The organism is Roseovarius gahaiensis (assembly GCF_011601345.1).
In the GTDB taxonomy this organism is placed as follows: Bacteria; Pseudomonadota; Alphaproteobacteria; order Rhodobacterales; family Rhodobacteraceae; genus Roseovarius; species Roseovarius gahaiensis.
On record NZ_JAAORB010000052.1, the window covers coordinates 1 to 18,525 of the forward strand.

Here is an 18,525-nt window from a genome sequence, read left to right on the forward strand (position 1 = left end):
GGAATTGAAGCCACAACCACAGACCAGATCGCCGCATGACCGAGAACCCTCAAACACCAGATTTGACAATAACTCCGTTCAGAAGCGCCCGATAAGTAAGGTTGAAGAGGACGCCATTACGGTCAAGAGACATACATTCTTCGATGTCATCCTTGGCGAACCGGCGGCATGTGGTGCAGCGACAGCAACACTCGGCTACATATCTTAATGGCTCTATAATTTCCACTATACGAGGACGCGCCACGCAGTGTCAGACCTATGGTCAGACTAGCATATGTCGGGCTGTGGATCGAGTTTTAAGAGTCCGCAGCCTTCCAAACTCAGCCGGATGGGACTGTTAATCCCGGCTCATCAAATGGCGTTGTTTACGTTCATTTTCAGCAAGGCCATCAGCCTGTCCAATTGTTCAGCATCCAGTGGCTTGCGCAGCACTGCGTTCATGCCTTCTTGGCGGCACAGGGTCTGATGCTGTTGACTTGTATGCGCGGTCAGCGCCACCACGGGCAGCGTGCGGTCTGCATTGTGCTCTCGGATACGTCGCGCTGCTTCAAAACCATCCATGCCCGGCATGCTAAGATCCATAAGCACAACGTCGAACGGTTCGGCCTTGACCAAGTCAATCGCTTCTGGGCCACTTGCCGCTTCGCTGACGTGATAGTTACGGCGCTCCATCAGAACGCGCACAACTAATCTGTTCGTCTCATCGTCGTCGACGATCAGAATCTTTCCAAGTTCACTTAACGGAGTGGACCCTCCTATATTCGGGTGAAGACTTGGACTATCCAAAACGAAACCCTTTCGCGTAACGGGCTTTCAATTCCATCCCTGCGTCACGGTCCCACGCGACATGGTCCAAGGGACCACGCGTCGCAGAGTTGCAGCGCTTCAACATAAGATCATCCATTGTCATCGGCCCTCTTTGTTCGCGCATCTCCATAGCGCTGGTACCCTGTTGCAGATCCAGACTCATCTGCTTCTCAGTAGGTGTTTGTAGGATACAAGTCAAGATACGTAAGAAAAAGCAGGCAAGAGTTAATAAAGTCTATCTTAAGTATAACCCACTGGCACCAGAGTACAGTCATAGGCTTGTGGAGCAACGTGAATTTATGTCAAAAGCTTGCACTGCAACCTGCATAATAATTTGTGTGATCGGCTCAGCCTGAGCAGTCACTGAAAGCCAGCCATGCCCAGCCACCTCGGACATATCGTCATTTGTCAGCTTAAGGTGTTCATGCTGACGTTGTTGTTTGGGGCACTAGCCGCACCTGCGACCGCTCAGGACAACCTGATCGAAAGTGTTGGGCTGTTCGAAGATGTAACAACCTCCTTGAGTATTGATGACGTTCTGCAGGAGACTTTCAAACCCGTCAGGGACACCATATCCCTCGGCTATACGACTTCCGCTGAATGGGTGCGCCTTCGCATCCTGCCCACACAAGACGAAGGTGAGGTGGTTGTATTGTTCGGCTCCGGCATGCCGGACGACCTCAGGTTTTACCGGCCAAAGATCACAGGATCACACGGCGGTGACACGGAATTGGGCGATATTCAATATCAGGTGCTGACACCTGACTGGCCCTCACCGTTGCCCGGGTTCCGTGTTAGCCCCCCAAAAGGTGGGGCAGATTATTTTGTCCGAATTGAATCAAGCGGGTCTATATGGCTCGACATTAGTGCCTTGCCCCAGTCTAAGGCCCTCGCGAGAACAGGACAGAGGTATATCGTACAGATCACCTATCTGAGCCTCATGTTTGTTCTGTTCCTATGGGCGCTGAACATGCTGGTGATCACGCGGGAAACTCTTTTCTCATGGTTTGCCGCGCTGCAGTTCTTCTGGCTGGTGAACAACACCTTGTATCTGGGATATGGTGACACCCTTTTGCCTCAATTGTCGCCGGACATACGCTATGGGGTATTCCGGACGAGTGTGTTCGTATCGTCCTTTTTTTCGGTTGCTTTTCACCGCCATGTGATGCGCCGTTTCAACCCCGCATGGCTGGCCAGCCGCTTGTTCGATATTCAACTGGTGGTGATCGTTTGCGCCTTTGTTCTTTTTGTATCCTTTGATCCTATACTTGCGTTACAAATCAATGCCGCCTGCCTTGCGGCGGCGCCTTTTGTGTTTCTGGCCAATGCGGCAACCGCGAAAAAGGCCGGATCCCCGGGCTTGGTCACGATGCGGGTGATCTATGGTTTGCTGTCCATGTCATTCTTTTTTAATGCGTTTGCGGTCTTGGGGGTGATTGATATCACAGCCCTTGCAACCCATGGGTATATGATCCACGGCCTTTCAACTGGGCTGCTGATGTTTTTGCTTTTGCATCTGCGCGCCCGAGACCTTTTTCAAGCCGCGCGCCAAGCCGAGGCCGACAAGTTCGAGGTGGAGAGACAGACGGCTCTGCAAAAGGAACAAAATCATACACTTTCTGAGTTTATCGAGATGCTTGGCCATGAAGCCAAAAACGCCCTTGGCGTGATCAACATGTCCATATCAACACCAAATATCAGCGACCGGCAACGTGAACGGGCAAGCGAAGCAATTCGTGGCTTAAAAAATCTTATTGATCGTTGTGATCAATTGATCGCCGTTGATAAAAAAGAGCAGGCGTTAAATCTGCGGCAGTGTGATGTCGTTGAGATCTTACAGAAACTACGCTCTGGTAGCATGACGCCATCGCGCATCGAATTACAGTCGCCGGATAAGGCCGTTGTTTTGGGTGATCCAGTCTTGCTGGGGGTTGTGTTCGGAAACCTGCTTGAAAACGCACAGAAGTATGCCCCATCCAACTCGGACATATGGATTTCAATCAGCCAGGTGGGTGATGGATATTCGATTTTGTTCGAAAACCTCCAAGGTGACGTAGGCGCACCAGATCCAGACAAGGTGTTCGAGAGATATTACCGAAATCCATTAGCCAAAAGAGAGATCGGCTCCGGGCTTGGACTTTATATCGCGCACAGCCTTACTGCCCTCATGGGGGGCCGGCTGGACTATGTTCCACAGGATCAACGCATAAGGTTTAGGATATGGTTTCCATGATAAACGTCGTCATTGTCGAAGATCACAGAAATATGCGCGAATCCCTTGTGGATCTCATTGCAGATGCAGGGCATCATGTTGTGGCCTTTGAGAGTGCCGAGGCCTTGTGGAGCGGCAGTAATCTGCGCACCGTCGACATTGTAATTCTTGATCTGAATTTGCCGGGTTTAGACGGGATCACAACGGCAAGACGCATCCGCGCTGAACACCCGCGAATTGGCATTATAATTCTTACAGCCCGTGACAAGCCCGAAGAACGGAATATCGGGTATGAAAATGGTGCCGATATTTATCTTGCCAAGCCCAGCTCCGCATTAGAGCTGGTGGGGGCCGTCACCGCGCTGTCTCGGCGATTGCCGAAACCGGCCACCGAACTGCTTCTCGATCCATTCTCAATGACACTTTCGGGGCCTGCCGATACAGTCTCCGTATCTGCGGATGAGGTGGACCTTTTGACCAAGTTCATTCAGGCTCCGGACACCAGATTGGCAATCAGTGAGATCACAACCCTGTGGCAGTCAGCCGATGAAATCAGTAAATCCACACTCGAAGTGCGCATTGTACGGTTGCGAAAAAAAATGAAAGCCGCTGGCGCGTCCACCCAGCCAATAAAAGTGATCCGAAACTATGGCTATAAGCTAACTGTAAGCATCGGTTTAAAGGAAGTTTGATCGTCAGTTTGGTGCTGACTCGAAGCGCGTTTTGGGTTGTCATCACAACCTCCATTCCGGAACTGTTGCGACCACCGCTTGAATTCGCCTAATGTCTGTCGATCAAAGTAAGCGTTCGCTGGCCCTCACCTTTTACCCGATTGTCTGACCTGCGACGCCGTGCCCGATGTAGATCGGTACAGGAGTTTCGCGATGGCATCTACGGATGAGAACGGCAGTGCAAAATTAGGCCACGGGGCAATCCCCACTAAAATAAGTGGTCTTCAAGAGTAGAATTTTCTCGGCAAGATATCTGAGGAGATTTACGGTGAAGAACGGACCATACACCCCCGCACAGATCATGGTGATTCTGAAGCAGGTGGAGGGCGGCGTGCCAGTCTCGGAACTATGCCGAGAGCATGGCATGAGCAGCGCCAGTTTTTATAAATGGCAGGCTAAGTTTGGCGGATCTATGCGGGATATTGGGTGACGCGGCCTGATCAAGCGGCGCGCTTTGCAGTGTCGTTTGCGGCGACACCGTCGGTGAATGTGACGCCTTCGATGACCAAAGGCAACTGATTGGCGCCCTTCAGACGCCGCCATGTCTTTGCGGCGACCTGAACGGGCTTGAAGACCATGAGCTTCGTCGCCTTCTGCGACAGCGCCCCCTTGGTTCGCACGGTCCGGTGCCGGACCGTGGCGAAGACGCCCTCGATCGGATTGCCCGTGCGCATGTGATCCAAGTGATCGGCCAGGAAGTCGAAGAAGGCGATGAGCGCCTCGCGATCCTCGGGTGACACCACATCGGTGTCGCGGTGTGCGTTCACCCACTTGTTCAGCGTCGAAAACCCAACGCCCAAATCGTCTGCAACCTGACGCCGTGTCAGACCGCTGGTCAGCGCAATTCGCACCGCATTCTTGCGGAATTCTTCCGTTCTTCCTGTGCCCATGGTTCATCTCCTTTGCTGCACATTATGCTATCAAAGGAGCGGCACCAAACCGCGACAGGTCCAATCATCTCGACCTCTGCGAAGGTGAAACACGATCTGGTGCACATTATTGTTTTTTTCGCACTCAGCATTGACACCATATACTTAAATTCTCTATCTTTATAGAGCGGGTCAATCACTTATAAGAGAATCCTACCACCCCAGCCAAGTTCCTCCTAAGTCACTGATATAACGCGTGTTACTGCGATTAGCTGCGCTGGCGTCTCCAATTTCTCGCAACTGTGACACACGACTGGGACACAGGGTCTGCTTCCAGCCCCCGGACATCGCGAGGGTCACACACGCATGACGCCTTTCGAGCCGCTTACGACCCCAACAAGCCCCATGCCCCGTTGAAAATAAGGGGATTACCGCTCGAAGAGATCTCTTTCGAAGTGACGCCGCACAGAAGGTATAGTTGTGGTTTGTATTGCGACGCACCAGCCGAGCGACGATCTGCGGTCGCGACTTCGCCCAATTATTCTGTAGGCTCTGCGGTGGCTCACTGGTTGGGTCACCGCATATCAGGTCAGGTTTGTGGCAAGGCTGTCTTGCCAGTCCAGTCATGGCACCCCGAAAACCAGTGCAATCAGCCCATCGCTTCAGGCCGGGCTACTGCAGAGTTTCTGTGACCGCGTCATGCACGGCTCTGGCGATGACGCGCTCTTCGTCTGTTGGGATCACAAGGATGCGCGCCACCCCCGTGCCGATGTCGCGCGGGTCCGGAGACTCCATGCCGTTCATCTCCAGCCCCAGGTAGTCCAGCCCTTCGACGATCCGTTGCCGAATTTCGCTCGCGTTTTCACCGACCCCACCGCAAAACACCAATGCGTCCACCCCACCCAAGACCGCAGTCAGAGCGCCAATTTCACGGCGCGCGCGAAAGACGTAATAGTCGATGGCCTGTTTGGCGGCCGGTTCACTTGACGCCAGCAATGTGCGCATGTCACCAGAGAGATCCGACAAGCCCAGCAGGCCACTTTCCTTGTAGAGCAGGTTTTGGACCTCACGCGGCGTCATGCCTTTTTGTTCGATCAGGTACAATATGACCCCGGGGTCGATCTGCCCACAGCGCGTGCCCATGGGCAGCCCGTCCAGCGCCGAAAACCCCATCGTCGACCCGATGCTTCGGCCCTGCCGTATCGCGCAGATCGACGCGCCATTGCCAAGGTGGGCGACGATCACCCGACCGGCGTGCAATTCCGGGAAGTCCCGGGCGATCACACCGGTCACATAATCGTAGCTCAGCCCATGAAATCCATAGCGGCGAATACCCTCGTCATAAAGCGACCGGGGGATCGCAAACGCATCATTCACCCAAGGGTGTCCGCGGTGAAAGGCGGTATCGAAACAGGCCACCTGTATGGCGCCGGGAAACATGTCACGCGCTGCGGCGACACCGGCCAAATTGTGCGGCTGGTGCAATGGAGCAAGGGGGCTAAGGGCTTCCAGCGCGCACTGAACCTCTGGGGTTAAGAGCGTGGGGGCAGCAAAATCCGGGCCGCCATGCACAACCCGGTGGCCGACCCCGCTGATCTGCATGCCACGTGTATACGGCGCAAGCGCGGCCATGACGCGCTGCAATGCCGCGTGTTGGGTTGGGGCGTCAACCTGATCGCGTGTCTCGGCCTCGCCGCTCTTCACGATCAACTGTGCCGCGCGTCCGATACCGTCGATTTGGCCATGAACCAGCAACTCAGGCTCGTCGGCCTCCTTGTAAAGCCCGAACTTCAACGACGACGAGCCCGCGTTCAGCGTCAGAAGGCCAGTCATGCGCAATGCGCGGCGCTGAAAAGCGCCGCAATCGCCGCAGATGCGGTGCGGGTGCGTTCATCATCGGCGCGGCTGGTCAGGATGATCGGCACCTGTGCCCCCAAGACAATGCCCGCCGCCTCTGCGCCTGCCAGATACATCAACTGCTTGGCAATCATATTGGCGGCCTCAAGATCAGGGGCGACAAGCACATCGGCCTGTCCCGCCACCGGTGACACGATGTGCTTGGTCGCCATCGCGCGCATCGACACTGCATTGTCGAAGGCCAACGGGCCATCCAGCAGCCCGCCGGTGATCTGACCGCGATCCGCCATTTTGCACAGGGCCCCGGCATCGACCGTGGATTGCAAACGCGGCGTTATCGTCTCGACCGCCGAAAGAAGGGCCACCTTGGGCGTTTCGATGCCGATGGCAAGGGCCAGATCAATCGCGTTCTGGATGATATCGGCCTTGGTCGCCAGATCGGGTGCGATGTTGATGGCCGCATCGGTTATGATCAGCGGCTTCTGATAGGTCGGGACATCCATGACATAAACATGGCTCATCCGACGTTCGGTGCGCAGACCGCTGGACTTCGACACCACGGCGGACATGATCTCATCGGTATGAAGCGCGCCTTTCATCAAGGCTTGGACCTTGCCGTCACGCGCCAAGGATGCGGCGATATCCGCCGAGCCATGGCTGTGCGGCGCGTCAAGGATCGTCAGCCCGCCGATCTCAAGCGCATTATGTGCCGCCACCGCTTTGATCCGGTCTTCGGGCCCGACCAGCACAGGCTCCAGAAGGCCCAGATCGCGCGCCCGCAGCGCCCCGGCAAGCGCGGCCTGGTCGCAAGGGTGAACGACGGCAGTGGGCAACGGCGCGAGGCGCTGTGCGCGGGCCAAAAGGTCGCCATGCACTTCGCCGTGTTTGTGCAGCACCAGATCAGGCATCGTTACCCTTGGCCTGCGAATTTTCCGGTCGGGCGCAATCACATGGGCCTCGCCCGAGATCACCGGCGCGCCATCCCCGTTGGTGCAGGTGCAAGCCAGCGTCAGGCGCTTTTTGTCAGCATGCTTTTGCGCCACCGTGACCCGCACGGTGACGGTATCGCCGATACCGACAGGTTTGAGGAATTTCAGGGATTGTTCCAGATAGATCGTACCCGGCCCGGGCAATTGCGTGCCAAGCACGTTGGAAATCAGCGCGCCGCCCCACATTCCATGGGCAATCATCTTGTGAAACACGCCCCCTTCGGCAAATTCCACATCGACATGAGCAGGGTTCACATCGCCCGAGACAACCGCGAAGGCGTCGATATCCTGTGCCGTGAGGGTGCGGACAAGTTCCGCGGTTTCACCGACTTCGATGTCGTCAAACGGGCGGTTTTCAATAAATTCCAGTGGGGCGTTTTCTTCAGACGACATGATGCCCCCCATCGATATAGGCGGTGTTGCTACTGACCGAACGGGCGAAATCGGTGACAAGACAGGCCGCCATTGCGCCGACCTCGTCGATCGTCGTGAGCCGGTGCAAGGGCGCGCGGGTCTTGGCATCGTCGATCAGCGTATCGAAGTGATCGATGCCCGACGCGGCACGGGTCTGCAAAGGCCCCGGTGACAACGCGTTCACCCGGATATTCTTGGGCCCCAGTTCGACCGACAGATAGCGCGTCGTCGCCTCTAACGCAGCTTTGACAGGCCCCATGACATTGTAGTGATCCACCACTTTTTCAGCGCCATGGTAGGACACGGTCAGGATGGTGCCACCGTTTTGCATCAGCGGCTCGGCCCGGTTGGCCAGCCGGATCAAGGAATGAACAGACACATCCATCGCCAGCCCAAAGCCATGTTGCGAACAGTCTATGACCCGCCCGTGCAAATCGTCCTGCGGACAAAAGGCGATGGAGTGCAAAAGAAAATCCAATTTGCCCCAGTTTTTTTCAATTTCGGAAAACACCGCGTCCGTCTGGGCGTGATCCGTCACGTCCAGCGGCAATAACATGTCTGCCCCGGCCGCATTGGCCACAGGTTCGACGTGTTTGCGCGCCTTGTCGTTTTGATAGGTGATGCACAGCTCTGCACCCGAGGCCTTGAAAGCCATGGCACATCCCGCCGCAATTGATTGCGCCTTGGCAATCCCGACGATCAGGCCTTTCTTGCCTTTCAGCAGTTCGTTTTCGGGCAGCATGACTTACTCCATCATAACATATGTGCCGGGCGCAGGGGCCAGCGACTTGGCCATTTTTGGTGGCGCGCTGCGTGGCCCGGACAGATCAGCCAGCCATGCCGCCCAAGCCGGCCACCAACTGCCGTCTTCCAGTGTTGCGGCGGTTATCCAGTCATCCGGGGACAGGGCTTTGTCGACATCGCGTGTGGTGTGGATTCGGAAATGGCGGCGCTTATGACCCGGCTCCGAGATCACGCCGGCATTGTGCCCACCATTGGTCAGCGCGAAGGTGACATCAGCGTGGGCCAATTGGTGGATCTTGAAGACAGACTGCCAAGGCGCGATGTGGTCCGTTTCCGTGCCCACACCAAAAACCGGAATGCGGATATCGCGAAGCGAAACCGGGTCGCCTTCAACATGATAGCGACCGGCGGCCAGATCATTGTTCAAAAACATGTGGCGCAGATACTCCGAGTGCATGCGTGCTGGCATCCGCGTGGTATCCGCATTCCAGGCCATCAACTCATTCATCGGCGCATCGTCTTCGCCAAGCAGGTATTTCCTGACCATTTGCGACCAGAACAGATCGTTCGAGCGCATCATCTGAAAAGCGCTCATCATCTGGTCGGCATCGAGGTAGCCCTGTGCCTGCATAATATCTTCCAGAAAGGACACTTGGCTTTCGTTGATGAACAGGCTCAATTCGCCCGGCTCGCTAAAGTCGGTCTGCGCCGCAAGCAGGGTCATGCTGGCCAACCGGTCGTCGTCATCGCGCGCCATGGTTGCCGCTGTGATCGACAACAACGTGCCGCCAAGGCAATAGCCGGTCGTATGGATTTTCGCGGCGTCTGTCACAGACGAAATATAATCAATCGCGGCACGCGGCCCTTGGTCCAGATAATCCTGCATTCCTAAATCTGCATCTGCGGCATCCGGGTTGCGCCATGAAATCATGAACACGGTAAAGCCCTGATCGGTCAGATAGCGCACCAGCGAATTGTCGGGGCTGAGATCAAGAATGTAATACTTCATGATCCATGCCGGCACGATCAGGATCGGTTCCGGGTGGACCGTCTCGGTGGTTGGGGCATACTGGATCAACTCGATCAAATGATTACGGAAAACAACATGCCCCGGGGCCGTGGCGACCTCGGCCCCTACCTGGGCATTGCCGGTCTTGCGATCCTGATCTTGTTGATCCTGAACGAAGCGCGAAAACCCGTGGTGCAGGTTCATACCGCCGGTCTCGATCGTGCGCGCCAGAACGTCGGGGTTGGTTGCCACGAAGTTGGATGGCGCAACCGCATCCAACACTTGCCGGGTCAAAAAGGTCAGCGCCCGGTCATGCGATGGGTCCAGACCGGGGATATCCGACGTGACCTTGTCCCAGTAGTCTTCAGCAAGCAGAAATCCCTGCGCCATGGCCGCAAACGGTGGCTTTTCCCATCCTTCACCGTGAAAGCGCCGGTCTGTCTTTGGAATAGGAGTGGGACGCGCCTCGGCCTCGGTCGGGCATCCTTGGGCCACGTAGTGCGCCCAGTTGGCCCAGTGTTTCAGTGCCGTCTGCGCCAAGTCCAATTGCTTGTCGGGCGCCATGCTCAGATGCAAACCCCAATTGGTCCACATGGGCAAAAACGATGCGGGCGAACTGCTTCCGGTGTGGCGGGCCAAGGTCTGACGCAAAGGGCGCGCAGTAGTGTTATCCTTAGGATCCGGCGATGCGTCAGTTGTACGTGCGGTCTTGAAGTCTTGCATCCAGAACAGTACTTTGAATTTCTCAGTCACACCATACCTAAGGCAGAGATATGACATCCATGCAAAACTTGCTGCGCTGCAGCATTTTTCTGGCCAATAGACTGAATTTTGATCGTCAGAGCCGGACATTGGCCAATACTGCCAATTTGATAACCTTTGCAAAAAGGCAAATATCGAATGCCAAATGCTGGTCTAACCACCAAAGCACCGGCTGACACGGCCGCGACGGCGCGCGCGCGTGGTGGCCACTCTAGAAATGACTCGACAAAACCAGTTTATTGGTTATGTTTTGCGCATGAGCACCAATAGCCCCACCGCCCGGGCGCTGGCCGCCCTTGGCCATGACGCCCGCCTTTCGATTTTCCGGCTTCTTGTAAAGGCCGGTGAAGAGGGATTGCGCGTTGGCGATATCGGCGCGCATCTCGGACTTGCGCCGTCGACGCTTGCGCATCACCTATCGGCTCTGGTCGATGCGGGCCTCGTCGTGCAAGACAAGCAAGGGCGCGAAGTGCTGAACCGGGTGGACTTTCCCGCGATGCATCAAGTCCTGAGCTTCCTAACCTCGGAGTGTTGTTCCGGGGTCACGCTCAGGCCGTCCAAGGATGCCGCATGACGCATACACCCTCTTTTTTTACCCCTAAAATAACTACAAAACTGGATATATAGTGATGGCCGACACAACACTTCGCACAGCCGGACAGCGCGCCGCGCTTCGAAGCCTCTGGGGCAACCAAAGGGTCTGGCTGGCCTCTGCGGCGATCCTCGCAATTCTCGCAGTCTTCGATCCGATGCAGGCCGCCGACAGTGCAGCCTTCGCAGGTGCCGCGCTGTTGAAAACTGCGCCTTACCTGTTGCTGTCCATTGGCATCGCCGCATGGGCGGGCGCAACGGGCGCAGACAATCTGATTGCAAAGGCGTTCACCGGCGCGCCGCTTCTGATGATCATCTTCGGGGCGCTTGCCGGTGGCCTCTCGCCCTTTTGTTCCTGCGGTGTCATCCCTCTTATCGCGGCGCTACTGGCGATGGGCGTGCCACTTTCGGCGGTCATGGCCTTCTGGCTTGCCTCGCCGATCATGGACCCCTCCATGTTTGTGCTGACCGCAGGGGTTCTCGACATGCAGTTCGCGATCGCCAAGACCCTTGCCGCCATCGGCCTCGGCAGCTTTGGGGGGCTGGTGGTGCACCTTCTGGCCCGCGGCGGGGCGCTTTCCAATCCGCTCCGCGAGGACATTGGCAACGGCGGCTGCGGCGGCTCGAAGGTCCGCGAGCCCAAACCGGTCGTCTGGCGCTTTTGGCAGGAGGCCGAGCGCCGCACAAAATTCGGACGCGAAGCGACGAAGACCACCCTCTTCCTTGCCAAATGGCTGACACTGGCGTTTCTTCTTGAAAGCCTGATGCTTGCTTGGTTACCAGCCGAGACAGTCACCTCCACGCTTGGCGGTGAAGGGCTTTTGCCGATCATAACCGCCACATTCGTCGGGGTTCCTGCATACCTCAACGGATATGCGGCCCTGCCCCTCGTGGGCGGGCTTATGGAGCAAGGGATGGCGCCCGGTGCGGGCCTTGCGTTCCTTGTGGCCGGTGGCGTCACCTCGATCCCGGCGGCGCTGGCGGTCTGGGCGCTGGCCCGGCCCCAAGTCTTTGCACTCTACATCGCCCTGTCGCTTTCGGGCGCTTTCGTGGCCGGGCTGCTTTTCCAGCTATGGAACATGGCGTGATATGGGGCCAAACATCGCATCATCGGCACAGGAGGACCGCAACATGCACCTGACCTATTCCGCGCGCTTACCCGACCTTGCACGCGAGGTTCTGATACCCGGCGGGCTGGTGACCCCACATGGCACCTGCACCGCCGTCCCAACGCCCGAGATGACCGAGGTGGTGGAGACAACCACAGACCAGCGCGCCTACCGCATGATCCCCGGCAGCGCCGAATTTTCCGTCAAGTTCCAGGTCACGCCCTCCGTCGGCAAGTATGCCGATGCGATCTTTACACCGCATCCCTCGCGCTTTACCCGCTTTGCCGAGGATCTGTTGGATGAGATTACCGAGGTCGTCGGCGATCTCACCGGCACAGAGCGGGCAATCGCTGTGGCCTGTCACGTGGCCAGTCGCTTCACCTACGGCCACCCGGACACGCGGTTCAACGACGGGTTCGACGTGATCCCGGCCTTGGGGTGCGGCCTGACGGAAGGCTCCTGCGTGGACATCAACACCTATTTCATCGCCGCCCTCCGCGCCGCCGGGATCGAGGCAGGCTACATCACCGGGTTCTTCTTCCCCCAAGAAAAGGGCGGCACCTGCGAGGATGGCCATTGCTGGGTTGTCACCCGGATCGACGGCGCGACCGCAGAATGGGATATTGCCCATCACCTGAAACTCGGCACCCACGACATCCGTCCGGATCTTAACCCCAAGCCTGGACGGCGGTTCGCCTGTTTCCACTCGATGGGCCTGAATTTTCCCGATCTTGGCATCTGCGAAATGAAGGCGCTGATCGAGCCTACGGCCGTCGCCGACGGGCGTGTCAGCAACTTCGCGGCGCCAAATATCCGCGTGGTGGAGACCGCTCCGGCCTGAGCCGTCATATCCAAGATATGTTTTCCACCTGACATAAAGGGGCCCAACACAAACACGTGTTGGGCCTCGTTCAACATCCTTGGCCACACCCGGCGGTTAACCGCTCCCAAGGGCCCTTTCAGAGTCGATGTGAAATACCCATCGCAACTGACGCACTCTGAGTTGCCCCTTGAGATGCCCCTAGATTTGTAGACGCTTTGCTTGGTAATTTTGGAACCAAGGAGAGGCGTGGATGTCATCGCAAAGCCTTTCCACAAACAAGCCGTTGGCCGGAACAACCATGTTTGCAATAACGCTCGCAACAGCGTGCTTAAACCTGCATTTCGCGCTACTGTGTTGCGAGACGATTTGGAAAAATCCTGTTCAGCCAACCTTTCAGACCCAAGAATGAGCAAGGAACACTCTGCACCACGACTCAGGCGGAAATACAATGGAAGACGACAGAATTTACGGTGTGCAGAGATTGCTGGCTGACTACGTACGCAGCCCATCCCTTCGACACATCCGCGATCCCCTTTATCTACGCAAGCTGGCGCGAGAAATCGTGAAGACGGTTGATCGTGGCAACTCAATTTGGACGAAGTGGGATGGTCAACGCGAAGTGTTGCTTCGTGAAGCCCTACGATGCTGGGTTCCAACCAGCGACCTTCGTGATGCGCTGAACCTGCTGCCGGGACCGAAGCTGACCAACACAGACGTTGAGCAGCGGCGGCTACAGATGGAGGAAGACGAGAACGAATTTGCCTTTGAAGAGCAGCAAGAATTCTGTCTGGATATTTACAAGCGCGAACGGGAACAGGGAACAGAGTTGGCGGCAATCGTGGGGCTTATTGAGCAGGAGCTGATAGAGCTGGAAGAGCGGGAACGCCTTCACCGCGAGCAGGAACGCTTGGCGCGAGAGCAAAAACTCTTGGGCGGGGCCGACATCGGCTGGACACAGCTCGCTGGCTCAAAATGTTGGTACTGCAGAATAAATGGTCGTACGTTTCGTTTAGAGCCTGCGCCGAACAAGCGTTGGCACCTGTCGCGTGTTAATAGTGTGGACGACAGTTCAAAAGCAGATGTTCTTGGCACTTACGGTGGTCGCGCTGACGCAAGCAAGGCGCTCAAAGATTTGGCCTATATGCCTGAACCACGATGGTAGTATTGCAGGCCACACAGCTCGCAAATCACCTGTTTCGCGCCACTGTGTTTGGAGACTGTGTTGGAAAAACTTTGTTCAAGACAGCAACCGCAAACACTGTGTTCAACACAGCAAATCAACCAGCTAAACACGCGACAAAACTGTGCGATGACTGTGCAACGCATTTTGTAAAACTGTGCCATGGTTAAGTCGTTGTTTTTACTATTTTAAGTGGTGCCCGGGGGCGGAATCGAACAACCGACACGAAGATTTTCAAGACTTGCGTTATTTTTAAGTTCTTGAAATTAAAGTGTTAATCTGCGCGAAAACGAGGTGTGCGATATAATGTGCGATGATGTGCTGACGATGCGAGATCGCAAAAGACTGTGTTCAACACAGTAAACCAAAACACTGTGTTTGAACACAGTGTTCGCACATAGTTGTGGAAACACAGTCTCGCTACACACTGTTTATGCGCAGGTTTGATTTGCTGGCTCAGCGTCAGGCCATCCTTCGCAGCGTAGCACTTACTCGCACGTGATGAGATACCCCTGCAGCATCTTTTTCAATTTCTTGTAATAAAATGGCGTTCCCCATTGCTCGTTGTCCTCAAGCCTTGCGTTGAAAATGGTCAGGTCCAGATCGTTCAGCAAGCCGCCCAACTTGTCTACCTCGATTTTCAAATGTTTGGTTTGCAAGTTCTTGCGCAGGTAGCCTTGAATGAAAGGCGCAAGGTCGGCAACGTGCGGGTGGAATTCAGCATGCGCGACATCGTGTTCCCGCCACAGCATTTGAAGGATTTCGTGGGTGTGTCGTGCAGCTGACTGAGCACAAGGATTATTGCTAATACTTAAACTGCAGTTCCTCTCTTGTATCAGCACGACGCACTCCGGCGTAGTAGACAACTTGGGTAGGCAAAACCGGTATTCCAGTCTCCTCTTTGTACCTACTAATAAACGAACGGTAGATACCATATTTGAAATACACACGAGTTGCAGTCATTGTTTGCCCACTATAGTTTAGTTTCTCTTGCCCGTTCACCCAAACCGAAAATTGCCCATCAGCTTTCTTTGACCAATGTGCAAACACCTCTATTTTATGCCATTTTCCGCGCAAATCCCTTGGTCCGATTAGTGGATACCTCTGCCTGGCGACGCCAAGAACCTTTTCATCCAAGACGTAACTACCATCTCGGTGCATTCCAAACATCCAAACCGGATGAGAACTTTGTTGGTGGAACTGCCCCAACGTTGTTTTCGCAGGATATGCAACTGAATAATCGTCCGGGAAGTAAATCCACCATGAATACCATTCACGAGACCCAGCTGGAATTCGTATGCCACGTTGGCTAAGCTCCACTCTTTCACGGTCAGTAGCGCAATCATTCCACCCACTATCTGCACCACAGTCCCCCGATCGCAGCTCAAACCTTTCGATTAACCGCGTTGGAGCCATGGCAGTTGGGTCTTGCATTACCTGATAGGCATAAGACCGTGAGTTCAACGAGCGAGTAAAGGTATCAAACGTCCCACGATCTATCGGCACAAAAGAATTTTGATCCGTACTCTGACATGCTGCCATAAAGCAGAGACATGCAAACATAATGAAGCGTTTCATCGACAATTCCTCTCCCGCTCTCGTATATATCTGAGAACAAATTTCCGAGCAACCAGCTCAACATTGAAATTCTCTATACTGCGCTTACACCAAAACCCGAAATTTCTCGTGTGTGACGACCCTGAAGTTGTCTGACACCTGAGATTGGAAGGTTTTCCACTCTTTGGGCAGGGTTTCTCGAAAGAACCTGAGGATCGCATTCGCGAACTGCTTTTGCGTTGCGTAGTGGTGATTGTGGGTGACGTATTGGTGCATGATGGCCCATAATCGTTCGATCGGGTTCAGGTGCGGGCAATAGGGCGGCAATTGGATCAGGTGGATGCGGCAGTTCGGCCGCGCAAGGAATTTACAAACATCCGGACCCTTGTGGTAAGCAGCGTTGTCCCAGATCACGTAGATCAGGCGTTTGTCGGGATTGCGCGCCTCGATCTTGGCCAGGAGCTGCACGGCGCTGCCCCCGTCCACGGTGGTTGGCTCAACAAAGGGCGCATCGAAGGTTTCAAGGTTGAGCGCACCATGGATGTTCACGCGCCCGCGCCCCGCGGTAGTTGTCACGGCGGGTTTTGAGCCTGCCTTGACCCAGCCAAACGCGGGCTTTGTCTGGTATTCAGGATGCACGGCATCGGCGAAGTATACGGCTTCATCGGCACCCAACCCGTTCAGCAGCCGCTCATACATGGCAATGAACTCGGCCTGCTTCTCGGCACTTGCGACGCGCGGAAGCCCTTTCGGCTTTCGGTACTCATAGCCCAGCCGTGCCAAGAGCTTGATGCAGCCTGAGTGGGAGTAGTCCACGCCATACTGTGCCGCGATATGCGCCCTGATCTCGACGGTGGATCGACAGAAGCGTTCGTCCAGCCAAGCGCACAGCTCCGTCTCTTGAGCTGGCGTTATGCGGGACTGACCACCCTTCCAGCCGTCGGTCGAAAGGGCGTCCCAGCCAGCCTCCCGGTAGGTCTTGTACCAGCCCCGAATGGTATCATCGTCCAGATAGAGAAACTTCGCGATCTGTACGCAGCTTTCGCCGTCATCAAGGAGCAAGATGGCGTTGGCTCGATGTGCAGTCCCGTGGTCTTCACGCTGTCTACGCACGCAAACCTCTAGTTCACGCCGTTCTGAAGAAGAAAGAAAACCAGCACGGATCATGTACTTACCTGAGTCATTAACCAATTGGACGTCAAGCCTTAAAATCTCGGACTTTCTGTGACGCCGAGTATAGCGTCAAAAATCTGTTGCATCTGTGGGTTTGCTATCTCGCGCCAAATCGCAAAGCTTGCAAATCCGCCGGACGAACAGCCCTAGACAGAGGTGGTCCTGCATTTTCGACCAGAACGCAGCCCATTTAAGGTGGATCAGGGTTTCACATCAGGCTGCTATTTTCATGGTTTCAGTTTTGTTGGCATGGACCTCGTCGGGGGTCAATATGCCGTGGGTCGAGTGGGGCCGCTCGGCGTTGTAATAGGCCAGCCATTTCCCAATACCGTCTCGGGCCTGTGACCCGGTCTCGAAGGCGCGCAGGTAGACGCATTCGTATTTCAAAGACCGCCACAACCGCTCGATCATGCGATTGTCGACCCAACGGCCTTTGCCATCCATCGATACCTTTACCTTGGCCTTCTTCAGCTCATCGATCCAGTCGCTGCTGGTGAACTGCGACCCCTGACGCCCTTCTAAGTGTCAAGCGGCGATTTGCGCTTGATTGATCTGTTTCTGGCGCCTCATGATGATGCCAAAGACCTCGCGTGCTATGTAACGCTTGAGGCTGCGAATGGCCTCCAGTTTTGAGTTTCCTGCAGCAATGCGTTTGGCAACATAGGTCTGGGTGCGCGGGTCTAGTCGCAACCGCCCGATTGCGATGATGTGGATCGCGCTATTTGCTGCGCGGTCACCGCCTCTGTTCAACTGGTGCCGAACTGTTTTGCCCGAGGATGCGGGGACGGGGCTGACTCCACAAAGTGCGGCAAAGCTGGCTTCGGACCTCAAACGCTCAGGGTTATCGCCAGCCGTCAGCAGTAGTTGCGCCGCACTATTCAAGCCAATCGCAGTCTGTTCAAGGAGCTCAGGAGCAAGATCTTTGACGATGGCCCCGATCATGTCATCGAGATCAGCGACCTCGTCATGTAGTTCAAGGTAACGGCGGGCCAGGGATTTGAGTGAGATGCGATAGGCCTCTTCGACCTCTCGATATGCTGTAAGGTCAGGACGCCACGCTGCCAATGTGCGGATCAGTTGCATGCGTGTCATGTTGCGCAATGGTTCGCGCAGTTTGTCCGGGGCGCATACGATGCTCATTTGGATCATCTGCAGAGCAACGCGCCGTGCCTGAACAGCGGATTTGCGACAAGCCCTTAGAACTCGAAGGCTTTCGACCATACCGTCACGACTGCGTGGTGTAACGGTTTGCCGTTTTGCAAAAGCCGCATGGGCCGCGCTTTCTGCGTCGAAGTCATCATTCTTGCCACGACGGCGCCGGTCATGTTTGTCAGGCCCCGTCACCTCCAGAACCTCAATACCAGCATTTTGCAGATACCGCAGCAAACCCGCGCCGTAGCTTCCTGAGCATTCTATTCCGACACGCTGCACATCGCCAAAAGTGCGCATCCATGCCAACATTAAACGATAGCCCTGCCGCGTAGTGGCGAAGCTCTCTGTACCAAGAACACGGTCCTGATGATCTACGATGGCTGCGACATGCAAGTCCTTGTGTGTGTCGACGCCACTGATGACGTGGGATAGTTTTGATTGATCTGCCATTGATGGTCCTCTCCTGCGGCAAGTGAAGGACCACCGGCTGACGCCGGAGGCATCACTTGGAGGAATGTAATTCCAGGTACTGCCGGATGACGTCGT

At 55.6% G+C, this 18,525-nt stretch carries 16 protein-coding genes and 4 pseudogenes; 8 read left to right on the forward strand and 12 right to left on the reverse strand.

Translation table 11 applies throughout. The annotated features are described in order from the left end of the window. The coding region (locus HAT86_RS16925; RefSeq protein WP_231125936.1) for a hypothetical protein at positions 1–208 on the forward strand (208 nt) is incomplete at its 5' end. Between the two features lie 143 nt (positions 209–351). On the opposite strand, the gene HAT86_RS15555 is transcribed toward HAT86_RS16925, so the two are convergent. Next, positions 352–786 (reverse strand): response regulator, encoded by a 435-nt coding sequence (locus tag HAT86_RS15555; RefSeq protein WP_196780631.1) that lies wholly within the window; start codon positions 784–786, stop codon positions 352–354. Positions 787–1,231: 445 nt separating this feature from the next. Here HAT86_RS15555 and HAT86_RS15560 point away from each other — a divergent pair, with 445 nt between their 5' ends. The 3 genes and pseudogenes from HAT86_RS15560 to HAT86_RS15570 form a co-directional block, all read left to right on the forward strand. Then, positions 1,232–3,040, forward strand: coding sequence for a sensor histidine kinase (locus HAT86_RS15560; protein ID WP_167199978.1), 1,809 nt, complete (start codon positions 1,232–1,234; stop codon positions 3,038–3,040). Beyond that, complete coding sequence (locus HAT86_RS15565) at positions 3,037–3,711, forward strand: response regulator transcription factor (protein WP_167199981.1); 675 nt, start codon at positions 3,037–3,039, stop codon at positions 3,709–3,711. The genes HAT86_RS15560 and HAT86_RS15565 overlap by 4 nt, the downstream gene beginning before the upstream one ends. Positions 3,712–4,018: 307 nt before the next feature. Further along, positions 4,019–4,159 (forward strand): annotated as a pseudogene (locus HAT86_RS15570) (transposase); the annotation flags it as partial. Positions 4,160–4,190: 31 nt separating this feature from the next. On the opposite strand, the pseudogene HAT86_RS16765 reads toward HAT86_RS15570, so the two are convergent. From HAT86_RS16765 to HAT86_RS15595, 6 genes and pseudogenes are all read right to left on the reverse strand, one after another. Then, a pseudogene (locus HAT86_RS16765) lies at positions 4,191–4,481 on the reverse strand (IS256 family transposase); the annotation flags it as partial. After that, positions 4,476–4,640: pseudogene (locus HAT86_RS16770) on the reverse strand (transposase); the annotation flags it as partial. The pseudogenes HAT86_RS16770 and HAT86_RS16765, both read right to left, overlap by 6 nt. A 651-nt stretch (positions 4,641–5,291) precedes the next feature. After that, positions 5,292–6,452: an acetate/propionate family kinase gene (locus tag HAT86_RS15580; RefSeq protein WP_167199987.1), complete on the reverse strand. Its 1,161-nt coding sequence runs from the start codon at positions 6,450–6,452 to the stop codon at positions 5,292–5,294. Beyond that, entirely contained in the window at positions 6,449–7,858 is a 1,410-nt protein-coding gene (locus tag HAT86_RS15585; protein WP_167199990.1) for a bifunctional enoyl-CoA hydratase/phosphate acetyltransferase, read from the reverse strand. The genes HAT86_RS15580 and HAT86_RS15585 overlap by 4 nt, the downstream gene beginning before the upstream one ends. Next, a complete protein-coding gene (gene fabI, locus HAT86_RS15590) occupies positions 7,848–8,603 on the reverse strand; it encodes an enoyl-ACP reductase FabI (RefSeq protein ID WP_196780632.1) in 756 nt (251 codons plus the stop codon). The genes HAT86_RS15585 and fabI overlap by 11 nt, the downstream gene beginning before the upstream one ends. Before the next feature lie 21 nt (positions 8,604–8,624). Continuing rightward, the gene (locus HAT86_RS15595) at positions 8,625–10,283 is read right to left on the reverse strand and encodes a PHA/PHB synthase family protein (RefSeq protein WP_408015031.1); all 1,659 of its coding nucleotides are present in this window, start codon (positions 10,281–10,283) and stop codon (positions 8,625–8,627) included. A gap of 367 nt (positions 10,284–10,650) precedes the next feature. Here HAT86_RS15595 and HAT86_RS15600 point away from each other — a divergent pair, with 367 nt between their 5' ends. From HAT86_RS15600 to HAT86_RS15615, 4 genes are all read left to right on the forward strand, one after another. After that, complete coding sequence (locus HAT86_RS15600; protein ID WP_167200000.1) at positions 10,651–10,968, forward strand: ArsR/SmtB family transcription factor; 318 nt, start codon at positions 10,651–10,653, stop codon at positions 10,966–10,968. Positions 10,969–11,023: 55 nt separating this feature from the next. Then, entirely contained in the window at positions 11,024–12,073 is a 1,050-nt protein-coding gene (locus HAT86_RS15605) for a permease (RefSeq protein WP_167200003.1), read from the forward strand. Between the two features lies 1 nt (position 12,074). Next, positions 12,075–12,935 carry a transglutaminase-like domain-containing protein gene (locus HAT86_RS15610; protein WP_231125938.1) on the forward strand — a complete coding sequence of 287 codons (861 nt, stop codon included), beginning with the start codon at positions 12,075–12,077 and terminating at the stop codon, positions 12,933–12,935. Between the two features lie 430 nt (positions 12,936–13,365). After that, positions 13,366–14,079, forward strand: coding sequence for a hypothetical protein (locus tag HAT86_RS15615; protein ID WP_167200006.1), 714 nt, complete (start codon positions 13,366–13,368; stop codon positions 14,077–14,079). 506 nt (positions 14,080–14,585) lie between these two features. On the opposite strand, the gene HAT86_RS15620 is transcribed toward HAT86_RS15615, so the two are convergent. From HAT86_RS15620 to HAT86_RS15640, 5 genes and pseudogenes are all read right to left on the reverse strand, one after another. Next, positions 14,586–14,939, reverse strand: coding sequence for a hypothetical protein (locus tag HAT86_RS15620; RefSeq protein WP_167200009.1), 354 nt, complete (start codon positions 14,937–14,939; stop codon positions 14,586–14,588). Further along, the gene (locus HAT86_RS15625; RefSeq protein WP_167200012.1) at positions 14,902–15,675 is read right to left on the reverse strand and encodes a heparin lyase I family protein; all 774 of its coding nucleotides are present in this window, start codon (positions 15,673–15,675) and stop codon (positions 14,902–14,904) included. Before HAT86_RS15625 ends, HAT86_RS15620 begins: the two co-directional genes overlap by 38 nt. An 84-nt stretch (positions 15,676–15,759) precedes the next feature. Further along, on the reverse strand, positions 15,760–16,821 hold the full coding sequence (locus tag HAT86_RS15630) for an IS630 family transposase (protein ID WP_167200015.1): 1,062 nt from the start codon (positions 16,819–16,821) through the stop codon (positions 15,760–15,762). 219 nt (positions 16,822–17,040) lie between these two features. After that, a pseudogene (locus HAT86_RS15635) lies at positions 17,041–17,337 on the reverse strand (transposase); the annotation flags it as partial. A 15-nt stretch (positions 17,338–17,352) separates the two neighbouring features. After that, positions 17,353–18,429, reverse strand: coding sequence for an IS110 family RNA-guided transposase (locus tag HAT86_RS15640; RefSeq protein ID WP_167200021.1), 1,077 nt, complete (start codon positions 18,427–18,429; stop codon positions 17,353–17,355). Between the last annotated feature and the right edge of the window lie 96 nt (positions 18,430–18,525).

Excerpts from the sequence above, each read along its gene's own strand:
- HAT86_RS15585 (WP_167199990.1), bottom strand. The coding sequence starts at position 7,858 with ATGTCGTCTGAAGAAAACGCCCCACTGGAATTTATTGAAAACCGCCCG.
- HAT86_RS15565 (WP_167199981.1), top strand. The coding sequence starts at position 3,037 with ATGATAAACGTCGTCATTGTCGAAGATCACAGAAATATGCGCGAATCC.
- HAT86_RS15630 (WP_167200015.1), bottom strand. The coding sequence starts at position 16,821 with ATGATCCGTGCTGGTTTTCTTTCTTCTTCAGAACGGCGTGAACTAGAG.
- HAT86_RS15580 (WP_167199987.1), bottom strand. The coding sequence starts at position 6,452 with ATGACTGGCCTTCTGACGCTGAACGCGGGCTCGTCGTCGTTGAAGTTC.
- HAT86_RS15560 (WP_167199978.1), top strand. The coding sequence starts at position 1,232 with ATGCTGACGTTGTTGTTTGGGGCACTAGCCGCACCTGCGACCGCTCAG.
- HAT86_RS15605 (WP_167200003.1), top strand. The coding sequence starts at position 11,024 with ATGGCCGACACAACACTTCGCACAGCCGGACAGCGCGCCGCGCTTCGA.
- HAT86_RS15600 (WP_167200000.1), top strand. The coding sequence starts at position 10,651 with ATGAGCACCAATAGCCCCACCGCCCGGGCGCTGGCCGCCCTTGGCCAT.
- HAT86_RS15615 (WP_167200006.1), top strand. The coding sequence starts at position 13,366 with ATGGAAGACGACAGAATTTACGGTGTGCAGAGATTGCTGGCTGACTAC.
- HAT86_RS15640 (WP_167200021.1), bottom strand. The coding sequence starts at position 18,429 with ATGGCAGATCAATCAAAACTATCCCACGTCATCAGTGGCGTCGACACA.
- HAT86_RS15610 (WP_231125938.1), top strand. The coding sequence starts at position 12,075 with ATGGGGCCAAACATCGCATCATCGGCACAGGAGGACCGCAACATGCAC.
- HAT86_RS15625 (WP_167200012.1), bottom strand. The coding sequence starts at position 15,675 with ATGAAACGCTTCATTATGTTTGCATGTCTCTGCTTTATGGCAGCATGT.